Source organism: Streptomyces phaeofaciens, from assembly GCF_014648915.1.
In the GTDB taxonomy this organism is placed as follows: domain Bacteria; phylum Actinomycetota; class Actinomycetes; order Streptomycetales; family Streptomycetaceae; genus Streptomyces; species Streptomyces phaeofaciens.
In genome coordinates this window covers 170,449-185,241 of record NZ_BMSA01000023.1, presented here as the reverse complement: position 1 = coordinate 185,241, position 14,793 = coordinate 170,449, and the positions used below count along the sequence as shown (strand labels likewise).

The window sequence follows — 14,793 nt, the reverse complement described above, 5'->3', positions numbered from 1 at the left end:
AACTCGCCCGCGACCTCGCGGAAGATGTGCACCGCCTCGGACTCCAACGCGTCCAGATGAGAGAGCGCGAAGGCCTTCTCGGTGAGGGCCGCCGTCACACCAGCCCCCGCTCCGCCAGCACCGCGTACACCGCGTCCGCCGACTCCGGCGCGGTCTGCCGCTGCGTCGCCAGGACGAGCGCGGGGTCCACCGGCGCCTCGTACGGGTCGTCGACCCCGGTCAGCCCGGTCAGCTCACCCGCCGCCTGCCGGGCGTACAGGCCCTTCACGTCCCGCTCGCTGCACACCTCGACCGGTGTGGCCACATGCACCTCGATGTACGGCGTCCCGCTCTTGGCGTGCCGCAGCCGCACCGCCTCGCGGCTGTCGGCGTAGGGGGCGATGACCGGGACGACACAGAGGACACCGTTGCGCGCCAGCACCTCGGAGACGAGGCCGATGCGCTGCACGTTGGTGTTGCGGTCCTCGCGGGAGAAGCCGAGCCCGGCGGAGAGGAAGCGGCGGATCTCGTCGCCGTCCAGGACCTCCACGCGGTGTCCCTCGGCCTTCAGCCGGTCGCCCAGCAGACGGGCGATCGTCGTCTTGCCCGCGCTCGGCAGTCCCGTGAGCCAGACCGTGGCCCCCTGGGCCCTCGAAGTGACGGCCCTTGGCGTGGTGGTCATGCGCAACAGTCCTCTTTCTACCGGCGTGCAACGCGTCGAACGGTAGGTAAGGAGTCTGAGAGGACTTGTTAAGGAGCCTGAGGTTTGGCTGAGTGACTCATGGTGCGCGAGGGATCACAGGGTTCTGCAACGAGGTGTTCGTGAAACCGGTTTCGCCGGCCCCGGCTCGGCCCCCGGCCCACCCCGCGCTCACACCCCCGCGAACCCCGCCCCCGCGTCCCGCAGCCGCTCGTGCAGCCCCTGGAACACCGCCGCCGACCTCGCTCCCGGCCAGTCCCCGGGGAGCAGTCGCGTGGGCAGGCCGGGGTCCGTGTAGGGCAGGTGGCGCCAGGAGTCCAGGGCGAGGAGGTAGTCGCGGTAGGCCTCTTCCGGCGGGGTGTCCATGCGCTGCTGCCAGGAGCGCAGCACCTGGGCGTGGCGGTCGAGGAACGCCTCGTGGGCCTTGGCGATGGCCGCCAGGTCCCACCAGCGGGCGACGCTCTCGACGGTCGGCGCGAAGCCGAGATGGTCGCCGCGGAAGAAGTCGACGTAGGGGTCGAGCCGCAGTCGCTGGAGGGTGTGCCGGGTCTCCTCGTAGAGGCGGGCCGGGGCGATCCACACCCCGGGGGCCGCCGTGCCGAAGCCCAGGCCGGCGAGGCGTGAGCGCAGCACGTGCCGCTTCTGGCGTTCCGACTCCGGCACGGAGAACACCGCCAGGACCCAGCCCTCGTCCTCGGGAGGTGCCGTGGCGTAGATCCGCTGGTCGCCGTCGTCCAGCAACTGGCGCGCCTCGTCGGAGAGTTCGTAGCCGGCCGCGCCCTGCGCCGTGCGGGCCGGCAGCAGCAGGCCGCGTCGCTTCAGCCGGGACACCGAGGAGCGTACGGAGGGTGCGTCGACGCCCACCGCGGCGAGCAGCCGGATCAGCTCGGCGACGGGCACGGGGCCCGGCGCGAAGCGGCCGTAGGCGCCGTAGAGCGTGACGATGAGAGACCGAGGTGCGGGCTGGTCGGACACGTTGATCATCTTAGGTCGTCGGTATCACTGCTGGTCACCATCGGTCACGGCGGCGGCTGCGGCGGCGGTCGCCGCGGCGGCCGCGGCACCCGTCTCGCAACCGGGCTCACCAGCGGTTTCGCCACCGGTGCCGGCCGTGGCGTGCCCTTCGGACCGATCCGTGGCGCGCAGTCTGAACCGCTGGAGCTTGCCGGTTGCCGTGCGCGGCAGCGCGTCCAGGAGGACGAGTTCGCGCGGACATTTGTACGGCGCCAGCTCCTCCTTGAGGAAGGCGCGCAGGGCCTCGGTGTCGCGTGGCGCGCCCTCCCGCAGGACGGTGAAGGCCACGACCACCTGGCCCCGGCGCTCGTCGGGCCGTCCGACGACCGCGGCCTCGACGACGTCCGGGTGGCGCAGCAGCGCCTCCTCGACCTCCGGTCCCGCGATGTTGTACCCGGCCGAGATGATCATGTCGTCGGCGCGGGCGACGTAGCGGAAGTAGCCGTCGGGCTCGCGGACGTAGGTGTCGCCGGTGACGTTCCAGCCGTCCCGCACGTACTCCCGCTGGCGGGGGTCGGCGAGGTAGCGGCAACCGACCGGGCCGCGCACGGCGAGCAGTCCGGGCTCTCCGTCGGGCACGGGGACCCCGGCCCCGTCCTGCACCCGCGCGTGCCAGCCGGGCACGGGGATGCCGGTGGTGCCGGGGCGGATGTGCTCGTCGGCGGCGGAGATGAAGATGTGCAGCAGTTCGGTGGCGCCGATGCCGTTGATCAGCCGCAGCCCGGTCCGTTCGTGCCAGGCCCGCCAGGTCGCGGCGGGCAGGTTCTCCCCGGCCGAGACGCAGCGGCGCAGGGACGAGATGTCGTGTCCGTCGAGGTCGTCCAGCATCGCGCGGTAGGCGGTGGGCGCCGTGAACAGCACGCTCACCCGGTGCTCGGCGACCGCGGGCAGCAGTTGCCGGGGGCCGGCCTGTTCGAGCAGCAGGGCGCTGGCGCCGGCCCGCATCGGGAAGACGACCAGCCCGCCGAGGCCGAAGGTGAAGCCGAGCGGGGGACTGCCGGCGAAGACGTCGTCCGGAAGCGGTTTCAGAACGTGCCGCGAGAAGGTGTCGGCGATCGCCAGCACATCCCGGTGGAAGTGCAGGCAGCCCTTCGGCCGGCCGGTCGTCCCGGAGGTGAACGCGATCAGCGCCACGTCGTCGGCCGCGGTGTCCACGGCGGTGTACGGCGTGTCGGGTGCCGGCCGGCGCAGCAGGTCGTCGGGGGCGTCACCGCCGTACGTGGTGATCCGCAGGCCCGGTGTCTCCGCCTTGGCGAGGTCGTCGACGGCACGGACGTCGCAGAGCGCGTGGCTCACCCGGGCGATCTCGCACATGGTGCGCAGCTCGTGCGGTCGCTGCTGGGCCAGCACGGTGACCGCGATCGCGCCCGCCTTCAGCACCGCCAGCCAGCAGGCCGCGAGCCACGGCGTGGTCGGGCCGCGCAGCAGGACGCGGTTGCCGGGGACGATCCCGAGGTCGTCGGTGAGCGTGTGGGCGATCCGGTCGACGCGGATCCGCAGCTCCCCGTACGTCCAGGAGGGGCCGGACGGGGTGTGGAACACCGGACGGCCGGGGACGGCGGCCCGGTCGAGCAGTTCGGCGGCGCAGTTCACCCGGTCGGGGTAGGCCAGCTCGGGCAGCTCGAAGTGGAGGTCGGGCCACTGGCCGGGCGGCGGGAGATGGTCGCGCGCGAAGGTGTCGACGTGGGCCGAGACGTTCATGGGCGTTCGCCCCCTTGCCTGGACGGGCTCCCTGGCGGGCGTCATGGGTGGGCGTGGTGGTGGGCGTCGTGGGTGCGCTCGTGGCGCGCCGGCGGTGGGTCGCTCCGGGGCTGCTCCGGGCTTGCTCCGGGGGCGCGGTGGGGTCGTGCGTGCGGTCGTGCGGTCGTGCGGGTGGGGCGAGGTGCTTTCGCCTCACGAGCGTATCGCGTTGGTGACGACAGTCAACGGGACGCGATACCTTCGACAGGGAGCCGCCGGACAAGGACGGCAGAGGGGACTGGCGATGCCCGCATTCTCGCTCGAACCGGCACAGACCGCCTGGTGCGCCGAACTGCGCGCGCTGGCCGCCGACCGGCTGCACCCACTCGCCGAGAAGGGCGAACCGGGCCGCGTCAACCGCCCGCTCCTCGCCGAACTGGGCCGGCTGGGGCTGCTGACCCGGCTGTTCACCTCGGGCGCCGTCGAGCTCTGCCTGATGCGCGAGTCCCTCGCCCACGCCTGCACGGAGGCGGAGACCGCGCTCGCCCTCCAGGGCCTGGGCGCCCACCCGGTGCACGCCCACGGCACCCCCGCCCAGCGCGAGCGCTGGCTGCCCCGGGTCGCCGACGGCACCGCTGTCGCCGCGTTCGCGCTGTCCGAACCAGGGGCGGGCTCCGACGCGGCCGCGCTCTCCCTCGCCGCCGAGCGCGACGGCCCGCACGGCCTGCGCCTGACCGGCGAGAAACGCTGGATCTCCAACGCCCCCGAAGCCGATTTCTACACCGTCTTCGCCCGTACGACCGAAGGCGCCGGCGCCCGGGGCGTCACCGCCTTCCTGGTCCCCGCCGACCGCCCCGGACTCACCGGCACCCCCCTCGACATGCTCTCCCCGCACCCCATCGGAGCCCTGTCCTTCGACGCCGTCCCGGTCACCGACGACGACATCCTGGGCGAACCCGACCACGGTTTCCGTGTCGCCATGGGCACCCTCAACCTGTTCCGCCCCAGCGTCGGCGCCTTCGCGGTCGGCATGGCCCAGGCGGCACTCGACGCGACCCTCGACTGGACGTCCCGACGCGAGGCCTTCGGCGGCAGGTTGAGGGACCTTCAGACGGTCGCGCACACCGTCGCCGAGATGGCCCTGCGCACCGAGGCGGCCCGGCTGATGGTCTACGCGGCGGCCACCGCCCACGACGTCGGCGACCCCGATGTCCCCCGACGGGCCGCCATGGCCAAGCTGCTCGCCACCGAGACCGCGCAGTACGTCGTCGACGCGGCCGTCCAACTCCACGGAGCCCGCGCCCTGCACCGCGGCCATCTGCTCGAACACCTCTACCGCGAGGTGCGCGCCCCACGCATCTACGAAGGGGCGAGTGAAGTCCAACGCGGCATCATCGCCCGCGAGTTGTACACCGCACGGGAGGCGGTCCGGTGACCGCCGAGCGCGTCAACCCGCCCGCCCTCTCCCCGCCCACCGGCTTCTCGCACGCCGTCGTCGCCACCGGCTCCCGGCTGGTGTTCCTGGCCGGCCAGACCGCACTGGACTCCGACGGAAAGATCGTCGGCGACGGCCTCACCGAGCAGTTCGAGCGCGCCCTGACGAACCTCCGCACCGCCCTGCACGCCTGCGGCGGCACCCCGGCCGACCTCGCCCGGGTCACCGTCTACGCCACCGATGTCGCCGACTACCGCGCCCGCGCCTCGGAACTGGGCCGTGTGTGGCGGGAGTTGATGGGCCGGGACTATCCCGCCATGGCGGTGGTGGAAGTCGTACGCCTCTGGGACACGCGGGCGCTCGTCGAACTCGACGGAGTGGCCGTACTGGCCTGACAGCCGTCGGGCGCCGAGCGGGCTGCACGGCCGATGGCGCACGGGTCGATGGCGCACGGGTCGATGGCGCACGGGCCGATCGCGCATCGGTCGACCGTGCCCCGGTCGATCGCGCCCCCGTACCCTCGCCCGAGTGGCGCAGCGGTCAGGCCGCTACCGCCAGGTGGCCGGTGGTGACCCGGTGCGGGTCCACGACGCGGCCGTCGGGGAGCAGTTCGCCGGAGTCGTCGAAGACGATCGTGCCGTCGCACAGCAGGCTCCAGCCCTGCTCGGGGCGGGCTGCGACGACATGCGCGGCGTGGGTGTGGGCGTCGGCAGCAGGGCCGGGAAGCTGGTGGGAACACATGGCGCACCTCCACGTCGGTGGCGGCCGGCCGTACGGTCGGCCTCGCATGAGACGACCATGCGCCCGTCCCTCGGCCATCGCCAGGGGGAGTCCGCAAGCGTGACAGCACCAGAACAACTCCGGGACGGTTCGTCGACGACCGGTGCGGACTCGCCACCGAAGGGGTGACGGTCACCGCGCCGGGCGCCCTCGCCCGGTACCAGTGGAGATCCCCACCACAGGAGGTCTTCCATGCCGTTCCGCCCCGCCCTGACCGCGACCGCCGGCGCCGCCCTGTTCCTGCTGGCCGCCGCGGCCCCGTCCGCCACCGCCGACTCGCTGGAGAGCGTCACCGTCAACCCGACCGCGCGGATCGCCGCCGACGGCACGGTCACCCTCTCCGGCACCTACCGCTGCACCGACGGCACGGGCTCCGTGTTCGTCAGCTCCTCCATCCGGCAGGGCTCCGAGGACGTCCGGTACGGCATCGGCGGCACCCGCGCGGTGTGCGACGGCGCCGAGCACACCTGGGAGAACACCGGCAAGGTCGCCTCGACCAGGCTGACGCCCGGCACGGCGCAGGTCGAGGCCACCGTGATGGAGCTGCGGCCCGTGGGCGGTCTGCCACTGCCCCGCTTCCACGCGACGCAGGGGCAGGAGGTCACGCTGACCGAGGGCTGAGCGCCCGCGCCGGCGAGCGGCCCGGAAACGTCTCCGAGAGGGTTCTCGGGCTTCCGGGCCTCATCGCAGCAGGAGCACGAGACACAGCAGGACGCCACCCAGTCCCGAGAGGGCGAAGGACAGTTCGACCCAGCGGTGCTTGCGCCAGGCGATGCGGCTCATGACGACCAACTGGCGGCTGAGCATCGGCAGCGGGTCACGGGTGGTCAGCGCGCGGCGCAGCCCTTCCGGCTCCCAGTGCCGCAGATGGCCGAAGTAGACGAAGTTGTCGGCGGCCTCGGCGGCGGTGCTCTCGCCGCGCGTGCGGGGAGCGACGACCAGCATGGCGCAGCAGGTCGCGCCCAACAGGGACAGCAGCCCGGCCACGAACACGACGAGCAGCACGACCGGCAGGGTCCGCAGGCCCAGGCCGCCGCCCGAGGCCAGTGCGGTGACCGCGGCCAGCGCCGCGGCCTCCAGGGTCAGCGCGAAGCTCGCCTTCGTGTCGACGCGCGCCGTCCACTCGCCCAGCGCCGCGTGGACCCGCCACGCGGTCTCCAGCGCCTCCGCGGGCGTGGGGGCGGGGGCGGGAGACGCGGGCGGGGGCGTGGGGGTGCCGGGCGCCGGCGGTGGCGGGACGCCCGTCACGAGGTCTCCCGCATCGCGATCGTCCGCAGCAGCCCCGGCTCCCGGACGAGGACGTTGCGGTACCGGGTCGCGACCGCGCCGGTGTCCCGCAGCGAACGCAGCGCCCGCTGCACGCTCGCGTCGGAGATGTTCGCCAGCGCCGCGAGGTCGTTGTGACTGAGCGGGACGTTGATCCGCAGCCCGTCCGGCGACGGCTCGCCGTGGTGCTGGAGCAGGTAGTCCAGGACCCGTGCCACGCGCGCCGTGGCGCTGCCCGAGGCCGCGTCGACCCGGTAGCGGGTGGCACCGCGCAGCTTGGCCGCCATCGCCCGGTGCATCGCCTCGGCCGCGTCCGCGCTGCCGCGCAGATGCTCCCGCAGCACCCGTGCGGTCATCACCCTGGTCAGCGTGGGCCGGACCGCGGTCACCGTGGCCGACCGCGGCCGGTCGTCCAGCGCCGCCAGCTCACCGACGACCTCGCCCGGCGTGCGCAGCGCGAGCAGCACCGTGCCACCGTCCTGCGCGTCGCTGGTCACCTTCACACAGCCGGTCAGGATCAGGAACGGGGAGGTCTCCGAGGAGCCCTCGCTGATCAGCGTCTGCCCGGCCGCGAAGGTCACCGGGCGGCCCAGCCCGAGGAACCGTTCGGCGGCGTCCGGCGGCAGCTCGGCGAGCAGACTGCCGGGCGTCCAGTGGTATCTGCCGGCCGGGGCACGCCCCCCGCGCCCCGGCCGTATCGCGTCGCTGCGCACTCTGTCGGACCTCCCCCGAAGCCGGGCACGGACAGCCTCCAAGTCACCCGGATGTCGTCATGTGACCGGATTCTGCCCGTCCGAAGTGCTCAAGATGTCAGAAACGCCGATATCCGTACGGCGGCACGCGGAGTGTCCTATCTTCGTGCCGCGAGCGGGCACGGCGGGTCGTAGGGGACGGCAACGTGCCCGTGGGGGCTGGGGGGTTCCTTGAACGCGTTCGCGTCCGGTCACGCGTGCCGGGACACGGGTGACCATGCGTCGTGGTCGCTGTCCGTCGACTTCGGCACCTGTTTCACCACGGCGGCCACGGCCGTCGGGACGAGCAGGGCGGCGACGGCGGGTGGGGCGGGTACGGCGGGTGGGGCTCCCATGGCGGCCGTGGCCGCCGCGGAAGCCGTGACCGCGCCGCCGGCGATGCTGGAGATCGAGAACAGCCGCTATCTGCCGTCCGTCGTCGCCCTGGACGCCGACGGGACACCGCTGACCGGCCGGGCCGCGCTCCAACGGGCCGTCAACCGGCCCGACTTGACCGAACGGGCGCCCAAACGGGCGCTGGTCCGGCAGGACGCCGTCCTGCTCGGCGGGCGCGCGGTGCCCACCGAGGAGTTGGCGGCGGCAGTGCTGCGCCGGGTCCGGGACGCCGCCCTCGCCGCGCACGGCGGCACGGCGCCCGTGCGGACCGTCCTCACCCACCCGGTGCGCTGGGGCGCAACTGAACTCGGCAGGCTCACCCGGGCGGCGGCCCTGGCCGGCATCGAAGCGCCGGAGCTGCTGCCCGAGCCCGTGGCGGCCGCCCTGCACCACACCCGCACCGCCGAGGTGCCCGAAGGCGCCTGCCTGGCCGTCTACGACCTCGGCGGCGGCACCTTCGACACGGCGGTGCTGCGCCGCACCGCGGGCGGTTTCGACACGGTGGCCGTCGGCGGCGACCCGCACCTCGGCGGCGAGGACCTCGACGACTGCCTGGCCGCACTGCTCCGCGAACGGGCCCTGGCCCGCGATCCCGACCCGTGGAAGGAGCTGACGGAATCCGGGGACCCGGCGCACACCGCCCAACTCGCCCTGTTGCGAAGGGAGATCGTGGCCGCCAAGGAGGCGCTGTCCACCGCCGGATCGGTCGAGGTCGCCGTACCCGGCTATCCCGAACCCTTTCTGCTGCGCGCCCACGAGTACCGGGCGGCCGCCACCGAGTTGCTGACGCGCAGTCATGAGGTGCTCTGCGCGACGGTGTCGGAGGCCGGGCTCGACCCGGCCGCGCTGCACGCCGTCGTCCTCACCGGCGGCGCCAGCCGGACCCCGCTGATCTCCGACCTGATCGCCGAGCGCGAGGGCCGGCTGCCCGTGCTGAGCGCCGACCCCAAGGCGACCGTGGCCCTCGGCGCGCTCACGGCCTACGGCCGTACACCGGCGGGGAGTTCGGCTCCGGCCGGGCACCGGGCCGGCCCGGGCCCGCTCGCCCTGCGCGGACCGCGCTATCTGCGGCCCGACGGCGACCCCGACTTCGAGTTCGACCCCTACGACGACTGAGCCGCCCCCGCCTCACCGGGCCGCACACTCCGTCCACTCCACCATCACCCAGGGACCGATCGCCATGTATCAGGCACCCCGTATCACCATGACCATGCTCGGCGCCTCCGGCTGCGGGAAGACGACGTATCTGCACGGCATGTACGCCGTTCTCTCCAGCGGCCTCAACGGCTACTTCCTCTACGCCACCGACCCCGACAAGGACCTCGACCTCGCCGACGCGTGGGACGAACTGTGCGCGGCGGGCACGCTGCCCGAGGCCACCGACGTGGTTCCCGTCGACTACGAGTTCGCCTTCAAGCACGGCATGACCACCCTCCTGGAGATCGACTTCCAGGACTACCGGGGCGGCGCCGGCACCGACCGGATGGGCACGGCCGGGGCGTCCGCCGACGTCACCGCGCTGAAGGAGCGGCTGGCGGTCTCCGACACGATCATTCTCGCCCTCGACGGACAGCACGTCGCCGACTGGATCAACGACGGGGCCGGGGACGCCCGCGACCGGCCCGGGGACATGCGCAACCGCTCCGGGGACCCCATGCACATCGCCCGCTTCTCCCGGGCCATCTCCACCGTCGTGGAGGCCCATGTCCGGCAGGGCGAGCAGACCCCGGCGATCATCGTGCTGCTCACCAAGTGCGACGTGCTGGCGCAGATCACCGGACGGCCGACACGGGACGCGCTGGACGTCGTGCGGCGCAACCTGTTCGACCTCGTGCCGGTCCTCGCCCACCAGGTCACGGTGCTGCTCTGCCCGGTGCAGATCGGCACGTTCGGCCTGGATCGCGAGGACGCGCTGAAGGTGCGGCCCGACCAGGTCAACCCCAAGAACCTGCACAAGCCGATCTCCTTCGCCCTGATGCACTACCTCACCGAGCGGCTGCCCCGTCAGCAGGAGTCCCTGAGCGGCCTCGACCAGCGGCTCGACAGCCAGCGGCAGGAGGTGGAGAGCCTGCGCAACGGCTTTCTGGGCTCCTGGATCAAACGCGGCCGGATCAACGCCCTGGAGTCCTCCATCGACGCCGACCGGGCGCGGCGCGGCGAGACCGCCGGGGAGATCGGCGGGGCCCGCGTCTGGGCCGAGCAGATGGCCGAGGACCTGCGCACGAGCCCGATCTACCGGGACGGAAAGCTTCAGGAGGACTGACCGATGAGTGAACAGCCACCGTCCTGGTCCGACGACCGGAAAGCGACGGAGACGGGTTACCCGCCGGATGCCTACGACCGGGTGGATCCCGGCCGGCGGGCCGCCCCGGCGGCTTCGCGGCAGGATCCGTCGCAGCGGGATGCGCCGCAGCCGGGTGCTTCGCGGGCGGCGGACACCGACGGGTGGTACGCCGTGGTCTACGGCCGAACCCACCGGGTCGACGAGTGGTGGCGGGCGCTGCCGCCGGGCATGCGGTCGGCCGGGCCGGTCGGCCGGGCGGTGCGGGCCGCGGTGGCGGGCGGACGCCGACTCGCCGCGGGGCCAAGGCTGTTGCTGGCCCGGGGCGCGCACGGCGTGCTGGTGGGGGCGGCCTGCCGGATCGATCTGATCGACTCCGACATGGCCACGGAGCAGCACGGCAGGCCGCTCTACGGCTTCGTCGGCTGGCACCATCCGGACCCGCGCGCGTCCGTGCCCGCGTTCACCGCGCTGGCCGAGGGCTTCGCGCCCTGGGCCGGCGCCGCGTACCGGCAGTACGTCGCGCCCGTCTGGCGCGCGCGTTCGGCGCCGGCGCTGATGTCGGCGCCGCAGCCCTCGCCCTGGCCCGCGCGCACGGCCCCTCCCGTGCCTCCCGCCCATCCCGCGTACGGTGCGCCTTCGGCCGGGGCGACCGGCGGCGCGGACGCGCAGTGGCTCCCGGCCCAGCCGTACACCCTTCATCTGCTGCCGCAGACGGAGGCCCGGTGGTGGTGGGACGCCGCCGCGGGTTCCGGGGCGCCGTGCGTGCTGGCCACCGGGTGGCAGGAGTCCCGGGACGCCGACCGTACGGTCCTCACCCATGTGTGCGGCGCGGACGTCACCGTCCGCCGGACCGTCCGCCACTCCCCGCCGGCACCGCCCCGGGCCCCGCAGGCACAGGCACCCCCGCCGGCACAGGCCCCGGCACCCCCCGGTGAACGGGCGGACAGGCCCAGGCAGGGGCTGTGCGACAGGGCCAAACGGGTGATGGGGATCGGTTCCGCCGACGGCGGGCCGCCGGCGCCCGCCCAGGGCGGACAGCAGGGGGACGTGCCACGGCCGGGCGGCCCCCACGGGCGGGACGACGAGGACGGGTTCTTCACCGGGATGGCCCGGGTGGTGGGGGAGTTCGTCGGGTTCGGAAGGCCGGACCCCCCACGGCAGGAGGGCTTCGGCGGGCTCACCGGCCCGGCCGCCTACGAGGAGGACGTTCCGTACGACGTCGTGGCCGGCGGTACCGCCCCGCGAGCCCACCCGCCCCGGCACGCGTCTCCGCCTCCGCACATGCCTCCGCCCCGGCACACGTCCGCGCCCGAGGGCCCCGTGTTCGGCCGTACCCGACAGGTCTCGCCCGAGGACGCCTCGGCGCACGACGCGTTCGACGAGTGGGACGACGACCCGCCGGCCCCCACGGGCCGGCCCTCCGGGGGCCCTGGTGGCGCCGCTCCCGGAGCCTTCGCCGACCCCGGTCCCCGCACCGGCGCCCCCGGCTCCGCCACCGATTCCGCTTCCGCTCCTGGCTCCGCCACCGATTCCGCTCCTGGTCCCGCCCCTGATGTCACCGGCGATTCCGCCCTCGGCCCCGCCCCCGCGCCCGCCGAGCCGCCGATGGGAGAGAACGAATGACCGCCGCACCGCACCCCCTGCACCACGAGGTCGTCAGGTTCGCGGAGGACGCCGCTCTGCTGCTGGAGCGGGCCGCCGCGGCCCCGGCGGCGCCCGCCGGGACCCCGGCGATCCAGGGCGCCACCGCAACGGCCCCCGGCACCGCCCCGGCCACCTCCACCTCCACCTCCTCGTCCGCGCCGACTCCCGAAGCCGCCACCGCCTCCTCGGCGGGTGCCGCCGCGGCGATCCGGGCCGAGGTCGCGGCCGCCCGGGACGGGGCGGCCACCGTCGTCGTGGTCGGGGAGAAGAAACGCGGCAAGAGTTCACTGGTGAACGCCCTCGTCGAACACCGCGACCTGCTGCCGGTGGAGGTCGACGTGGCGACCGGGGTGCACATCCTCGTCCGGCACGCGGAGAAGCCGCACGCCCTCGCGTACGTCGACGGGGGGCAGCTGACGCGGCCCATCGAGTTGGGCGACCTCACCGAGTACGCGGCGGTCGACCCGGTCACCCAGGCGCCGTACCGCGGCGACGTCCACCATGTCGAGGTGGGGATCCCCGCGCAGCTGCTCTCCACCGGGCTGCGCCTGATCGACACTCCCGGGGTCGGCGGCCTGGTGTCGGGGCACGCCCGGATCACCATGGCCACGCTGCACCACGCCGACGCCCTGGTCTTCGTCGTCAACGGTTCCTCCGAACTCACCGCCTCCGAGCTGGCGTTCCTGGAAGAGGCCACCGCGCGCATCGCCGAGGTGGTGTTCGTGCTGACCCAGACGGACAAGTACCGCTCCTGGCCGCAGGTGCTGGAGCGCAACCGGGAACTGCTCGCCCGGCACGCCCCGCGGTATGCCGCCGCGCCCTGGTACCCGGTCAGCAGCCGCGCGCATCAGGACGCGCTGACCGCGCTCGCCAGGGGCGACGAGGAGCGCGCCGCACGGCACATGGCGGCCGACGGCTTCGTCCCGCTGAGGTCGGCGCTCACCCACCGTGTGGCCCTGCGCGCCGCCGAGCTGCGGCTGGCCAACATCGTCCATGTCGGCCGGGCGGGCCTGGCGCCGCTGGCGGCCGCGGAGGAGCGCCGGCTGCGCGCGCTCGCGCAGGATCCCACCCTGGTGGAGGACATCCAGCGCCAGCGCGACGCGCTGCGTGCCCTCCAGGACTCCGACGCCCGCTGGCGCGGCATGCTGCGCACGGCCACGCGGGAGCTGGAACGCCGGCTGCGCACCGGATTCCGGCGCAATGTCAACGACCTGCGCCAGCTCGCCGACGCGAAGATCGCCTCGCTCTCGGGGGACGAACTGGCCGCCGCGCTGCCCCGTGATCTGGAGGCGGGTATCGAGGCGGTCTGGATGGACCTCGACCACGCCACCCGGGAGGGTGTCGCCCGGCTCACCGCCCTGATGGAGCGTGAGTGCGGCATCGGTGACGAGGAGTCGTTCGACGGGCTGTCCCGGCCGGACCGGCTGGCCGCGCTGCCGCCGCTGGTGAGCTCCGTGCACGACGCCGCCGGTGTGCTCGGCGCGGTCGAACGGATCGTCCCGACGCTGAGCACCGGGGTGCTCACGGTCGGCGTCACCGCGATGGTCGCCTCCGGTGTGCTGCTGCCGCTGGCCGCCGGCTTCGGCATGGTGACCCTGCTCTCCCGGCGCCGCCGCAAACGCGACGAACTGGTCCGGGCCCGCGGCGACGGCAGCCGCTACGCGCAGCGGGTCATCAGCGAACTGGAGACCGAGGTGCCGCCCGAGATCACCCAGGCCGTGGACACGGTCGGCGAGCGTCTCGCCGAGCGGCTCGGCGACCGCATCACCGCCCAGCGCCGGCTGCTGGAGGACGAACTCGCCAACCTCCAGCGGCACGCCCGCGCCTCCAAGGAGCAGCGGGCCGCGGAACGCGACCGGGCCCAGCGCCGGATGGCGGCCCTCACCGGCCTGCTGCGGCGCGCCGACGACCTCACCGACCGCCTGGCCACCACCCCCGGGCCGGCCGGCCCGCACGTCCCGGAGGACCGATCGTGAACATCGTCATGCTGGGCCACAGCAACGCGGGCAAGACGACATACATCGCGATGATGTACGCCCTGATGCGCAAGGGGTACGGCGGTTTCAAGGTCCGGGCCGAGGACGGCGCCCTGGACCGTGAACTGCGGGCCGCCGCCGACGCCGTCCGGCAGGGCAGCTATCCGCCCCCCTCCTCCCGGCGCGAGCAGCACGTCTTCCGTCTCTCCCACGGGCGCCGCACCGTGGCCGGCTTCACCTGGACCGACTACCGGGGCGGCGCCCTCAGCAGCCGGACCGACGACGAGGAGACCGCCCGGGTGCTGGCGGAGCTGACCGGGGCGGACGGCATCGTCGTCTTCGTCGACGCCCACCACCTCGCGCACGACGACCGGGGCGGGCGCGAGGTGCGGCGGCTGACGGTCCTGCTCCAGCGGGCCATGGAGGGCCGCACCAGCCGGATCCCGGTCGTCCTGGCGTACACCAAGGCCGATCTCCTCACGAGCACCGACGCGTGGGCGCGTGCCACGGCGCCGCTGGACCTGCTCCAGCAGTCGCTGGACGGGGCCTCGATGGTGCGGGCCGCGACCGTGGCCCTGTCCTGCGGGCCGCAGCCGGCCGGGGTCCAGGTGCCGGTGCTCTGGTGCCTGGCGCAGCATCTGAGCATCCGGGTGGAGGACCTGGAGCACGAACTGGCCGTCAGCCGTCGGCTCGCGGAGGAGGCCAAGAACAAGGCCGGCCTCTGGAACAGTCTGGTCTCCACCCTGGACGGGGTGGAGAGCGAGTACCGCAAGTGGCAGCGTCACGAGCAGGCGGCCAAGGAGGAGGCGGCCCAGCTCGCCCCGCTGAAACGCCCGGCGAAACGGTTGCTGGCGGCCCTGGACAAGGCCCGCGAGCAGACCGCGCCGCCCGTGCCGGCCGGGCGGTGA

General features: G+C 74.0%; 15 protein-coding genes. 8 read left to right on the top strand and 7 right to left on the bottom strand.

The window, feature by feature from the left end:
* Positions 1-94: 94 nt before the first annotated feature.
* The 3 genes from cysC to IE275_RS32605 all read right to left on the bottom strand — a co-directional run bounded on the left by cysC (position 95) and on the right by IE275_RS32605 (position 3,439).
* Positions 95-661 carry an adenylyl-sulfate kinase gene (cysC, locus tag IE275_RS32615; RefSeq protein WP_189715843.1) on the bottom strand — a complete coding sequence of 189 codons (567 nt, stop codon included), beginning with the start codon at positions 659-661 and terminating at the stop codon, positions 95-97.
* A 189-nt stretch (positions 662-850) separates the two neighbouring features.
* Positions 851-1,663, bottom strand: a complete 813-nt coding sequence (locus IE275_RS32610) for a PaaX family transcriptional regulator (RefSeq protein WP_189715841.1) — start codon at positions 1,661-1,663, stop codon at positions 851-853.
* Between the two features lie 15 nt (positions 1,664-1,678).
* Positions 1,679-3,439, bottom strand: coding sequence for an AMP-binding protein (locus tag IE275_RS32605; protein ID WP_373299333.1), 1,761 nt, complete (start codon positions 3,437-3,439; stop codon positions 1,679-1,681).
* A gap of 238 nt (positions 3,440-3,677) precedes the next feature.
* Between IE275_RS32605 and IE275_RS32600 the strand changes: the two genes are divergently transcribed.
* Both IE275_RS32600 and IE275_RS32595 read left to right on the top strand, forming a co-directional pair.
* Positions 3,678-4,808, top strand: a complete 1,131-nt coding sequence (locus IE275_RS32600) for an acyl-CoA dehydrogenase family protein (RefSeq protein WP_189715837.1) — start codon at positions 3,678-3,680, stop codon at positions 4,806-4,808.
* Positions 4,805-5,203, top strand: coding sequence for a RidA family protein (locus IE275_RS32595; protein ID WP_189715835.1), 399 nt, complete (start codon positions 4,805-4,807; stop codon positions 5,201-5,203). Before IE275_RS32600 ends, IE275_RS32595 begins: the two co-directional genes overlap by 4 nt.
* 145 nt (positions 5,204-5,348) lie before the next feature.
* On the opposite strand, the gene IE275_RS32590 is transcribed toward IE275_RS32595, so the two are convergent.
* Complete coding sequence (locus IE275_RS32590; RefSeq protein ID WP_189715832.1) at positions 5,349-5,549, bottom strand: DUF5999 family protein; 201 nt, start codon at positions 5,547-5,549, stop codon at positions 5,349-5,351.
* 231 nt (positions 5,550-5,780) lie between these two features.
* Between IE275_RS32590 and IE275_RS32585 the strand changes: the two genes are divergently transcribed.
* The gene (locus IE275_RS32585; protein ID WP_189715830.1) at positions 5,781-6,209 is read left to right on the top strand and encodes a DUF6299 family protein; all 429 of its coding nucleotides are present in this window, start codon (positions 5,781-5,783) and stop codon (positions 6,207-6,209) included.
* Positions 6,210-6,269: 60 nt separating this feature from the next.
* Here the strand turns inward: IE275_RS32585 and IE275_RS46215 are convergent, their stop codons facing one another.
* The 3 genes from IE275_RS46215 to IE275_RS32570 all read right to left on the bottom strand — a co-directional run bounded on the left by IE275_RS46215 (position 6,270) and on the right by IE275_RS32570 (position 7,941).
* The gene (locus IE275_RS46215) at positions 6,270-6,836 is read right to left on the bottom strand and encodes a Pycsar system effector family protein (RefSeq protein ID WP_229870778.1); all 567 of its coding nucleotides are present in this window, start codon (positions 6,834-6,836) and stop codon (positions 6,270-6,272) included.
* Entirely contained in the window at positions 6,833-7,567 is a 735-nt protein-coding gene (locus tag IE275_RS32575; RefSeq protein ID WP_189715828.1) for a Crp/Fnr family transcriptional regulator, read from the bottom strand. Before IE275_RS32575 ends, IE275_RS46215 begins: the two co-directional genes overlap by 4 nt.
* Before the next feature lie 230 nt (positions 7,568-7,797).
* A complete protein-coding gene (locus IE275_RS32570) occupies positions 7,798-7,941 on the bottom strand; it encodes a hypothetical protein (protein WP_189715826.1) in 144 nt (47 codons plus the stop codon).
* On the opposite strand from IE275_RS32570, the gene IE275_RS32565 reads away from it, so the two are divergent.
* From IE275_RS32565 to IE275_RS32545, 5 genes are all read left to right on the top strand, one after another.
* Positions 7,940-9,097: an Hsp70 family protein gene (locus IE275_RS32565; RefSeq protein ID WP_229870777.1), complete on the top strand. Its 1,158-nt coding sequence runs from the start codon at positions 7,940-7,942 to the stop codon at positions 9,095-9,097. The genes IE275_RS32570 and IE275_RS32565 overlap by 2 nt on opposite strands.
* A 64-nt stretch (positions 9,098-9,161) precedes the next feature.
* The gene (locus tag IE275_RS32560; protein WP_189715822.1) at positions 9,162-10,244 is read left to right on the top strand and encodes a hypothetical protein; all 1,083 of its coding nucleotides are present in this window, start codon (positions 9,162-9,164) and stop codon (positions 10,242-10,244) included.
* A gap of 3 nt (positions 10,245-10,247) precedes the next feature.
* Positions 10,248-11,888: a hypothetical protein gene (locus IE275_RS32555; RefSeq protein ID WP_189715820.1), complete on the top strand. Its 1,641-nt coding sequence runs from the start codon at positions 10,248-10,250 to the stop codon at positions 11,886-11,888.
* The gene (locus tag IE275_RS32550) at positions 11,885-13,885 is read left to right on the top strand and encodes a dynamin family protein (protein ID WP_189715818.1); all 2,001 of its coding nucleotides are present in this window, start codon (positions 11,885-11,887) and stop codon (positions 13,883-13,885) included. The genes IE275_RS32555 and IE275_RS32550 overlap by 4 nt, the downstream gene beginning before the upstream one ends.
* Positions 13,882-14,793 carry a TRAFAC clade GTPase domain-containing protein gene (locus tag IE275_RS32545; protein ID WP_189715816.1) on the top strand — a complete coding sequence of 304 codons (912 nt, stop codon included), beginning with the start codon at positions 13,882-13,884 and terminating at the stop codon, positions 14,791-14,793. Before IE275_RS32550 ends, IE275_RS32545 begins: the two co-directional genes overlap by 4 nt.